The 1,816-nt window shown below is 40.9% G+C and carries 2 protein-coding genes and 1 pseudogene; 1 reads left to right on the forward strand and 2 read right to left on the reverse strand.

Annotated elements, in window-relative coordinates:
- Positions 1 to 19: 19 nt before the first annotated feature.
- A pseudogene (locus DO88_RS00140) lies at positions 20 to 931 on the forward strand (IS3 family transposase); the annotation flags it as partial.
- Here DO88_RS00140 and tnpB read toward each other — a convergent pair.
- Positions 924 to 1,139 carry an IS66 family insertion sequence element accessory protein TnpB gene (gene tnpB / locus DO88_RS00135; protein WP_033041226.1) on the reverse strand — a complete coding sequence of 72 codons (216 nt, stop codon included), beginning with the start codon at positions 1,137 to 1,139 and terminating at the stop codon, positions 924 to 926. The pseudogene DO88_RS00140 and the gene tnpB sit on opposite strands and share 8 nt — an antisense overlap.
- Positions 1,136 to 1,435, reverse strand: a complete 300-nt coding sequence (gene tnpA, locus DO88_RS00130) for an IS66 family insertion sequence element accessory protein TnpA (protein WP_007379118.1) — start codon at positions 1,433 to 1,435, stop codon at positions 1,136 to 1,138. The genes tnpB and tnpA overlap by 4 nt, the downstream gene beginning before the upstream one ends.
- Positions 1,436 to 1,816: the final 381 nt, after the last annotated feature.

Consider the following 1,816-nt stretch of genomic DNA (forward strand, 5'->3'; position numbering starts at 1 on the left):
ATTGACCTATTGAATTCACCACCGCTCTCTTGATGTCCGACTCCCTGAACAATTCTCGTTAATCGAGAAGTTAAATCAACGAGAGCGTTATCCAATTAGTGTGCTATGTAGTGTATTCAATGTGCATCGCAGCAGCTATAAGTACTGGGCCATACGGGATACAACGCCGACACCTGAGCAAGTAAGGTTAGAGGCTGAAGTAAAAGCAATACATGCGATGAGTGGTGGTTCAGCAGGGGCACGGACAATCGCAGCGATAGCAACGAACAATGATTTTGAATTGAGCCGTTATCGTGCAGCTAAGCTAATGGTTAAATTAAAGCTCGAAAGCTGCCAAGGACCTCAACATTCATATAAACGTGGTGGTAATGAACACCTTGAAATCCCAAACCTGCTTGATAGACAGTTTGATGTTGTTGAGCCTGATACCGTGTGGTGCGGTGATGTGACGTATATTTGGACGGGCAATCGCTGGGCTTATTTAGCCGTCGTTATTGATTTATTTGCACGCAAAGTGGTTGGCTGGGCAATGTCGTTGTCACCAGATACTAATTTAACGCTAAAAGCGCTTGAACTCGCGTATGAAAGCAGAGGAAAACCGACAGGACTGATGTTTCACTCTGACCAAGGTAGTCACTATACCAGTTTAAAATATCGCCAACGTTTATGGCGCTATAAAATCACACAAAGTATGAGTAGACGTGGAAATTGTTGGGATAATGCGCCAATGGAGCGATTTTTTAGAAGTTTTAAGACAGAATGGATGCCAAAGGTTGGATATGGAAATTTTATAGACGCTAAATATAGCGTGAGTGATTACATAAATGGATATTACAATAATGTTAGGCCGCATCATTATAATGCCGGTTTAGCGCCAAATGAATCTGAGGTTAGATATCAAGATTCTAAAACTGTGGCCAAAATTAGTTGACCACTACACATAAAGCAAACCCTGTTTTATCCCAGTAAACGAGCTTGAGTTTATCTTTCGCTCTATTGCAGAATAAGAATAATGCGCCAGTATAAGCATCACGCTCAAGTTCGCCTTCAACGATTGCGATTAGACCATCAATGGATTTTCGAAAATCCACGGCCTCGCGGTGTAAGTAAATACTTTTTGGTTCGACAAACATTTTCATAAGGCAAGCTCGCGTAACAGTTGACTCAGATAAGAGGCAGGCATTGTGGGTGGCAAGCTGACGTTTACTTTGCCGATAGTGAGGGTGATTGACTGTTGCTGTTCGATAACGTCAACGTGTTTAGTCACTTTAGCGCGAACAAAGCTGCCTGATGATTCATTAAGCTTATTTCGTGCGGCATAAAAAGTTGTTTTTGATAAAGTATTTTGCTGGCAATAGTCAGTGATAGTTAAATTACTGACTTGTTGTTCTTCGATAATACAGCGCCACTGTTCAAGGCTGCGTGTTTTTCTCATGACTATCTCCTCATTGAAATTCGGAAATAGCTTACTAGTTTTGACGAGTGACTGGCAGGTGCACTTTGCTAGACGCTTACGAAATTTAATACGTTTTGCAAAGTGGATAGGAATGAATTTATTTTGGCAGGATAAGTCAGGCTTGTAGTTAGCCATAACAGTTTACCGTGGGTGAATAATATCTATTAGATCACAGCGAATGAATGGATTTAAGGTTGAAAAAAATCAATTAGAAATAGTAGAATACGTTCCTAAAAAGAGTAATTCTACAGTCACAACGCCCAAATAAGGGGCTAATTATTGCTGGCAAAATAACGAACGAAGTGAGGCTGCCAGCTGTAATTAGTCCCACTTGATTTGCTTATAGTTACTCCGTTCCAT

It is taken from the genome of Pseudoalteromonas sp. S3431 (genome assembly GCF_000690035.1).
In the GTDB taxonomy this organism is placed as follows: domain Bacteria; phylum Pseudomonadota; class Gammaproteobacteria; order Enterobacterales; family Alteromonadaceae; genus Pseudoalteromonas; species Pseudoalteromonas fuliginea.